Source organism: Bartonella sp. AD328YNZD (assembly GCF_042196425.1).
Window position 1 is genome coordinate 1 of record NZ_JBHIQG010000819.1, and the last position, 583, is coordinate 583.

General features: G+C 41.0%; 1 protein-coding gene. It reads right to left on the reverse strand.

The genetic code is table 11. The features are described from left to right. A partial coding sequence (locus ACFIO3_RS15205) for a type IV secretion system protein (RefSeq protein WP_375704797.1) occupies positions 1 to 563 on the reverse strand: 563 nt, incomplete at its 3' end. Between the last annotated feature and the right edge of the window lie 20 nt (positions 564 to 583).

Consider the following 583-nt stretch of genomic DNA (forward strand, 5'->3'; position numbering starts at 1 on the left):
AGTAGAGCAATAATGAAGATTGGCCCCCATCCTACGAGAAGTGCAAGTGCGATTTTTGTCAGAAGGACGAGACCACCACCGATTGCGACTACGAGGCTTGTTGCCAACAAGATGATGATACCTAAAAGACCGTAAAGTAGCCCATTAGCCTCGAAGAAGACAGTTTCTTCGAAAAGACGACTTGCATATTGAAACCCTTGGCTTGCTGCTTTGTCAAGCAAGTTCATTAATTGTTGATCAGTGAGCGGATTTTTTATGAGCGCTTTTGATAAATCATGAGGCATTTGAGTTATTAAATTTGTGATTTCTGGTTGATACAATCCTGCGGTAAGAGCTATTGAAGTAATAATGCTTATTCGTAGGAAACGGTTCACAAATCCAGAGAGAGGCATGTCGATAGCCCCACGAATGATGAGCCATCCATAGATGATGAAAGTGATGGTGATCCCGATTGAGACGAAGGGCGTAATTGTAGCCATTGCTTTTGAGGAAATATCTGTGACATAAGTTTTTGTTATTTTGTCAATTTCAGTGAAAAGTTGCGTGAACAGCGTGAAGTTCATGGCATTCCTCTTTAATGAAT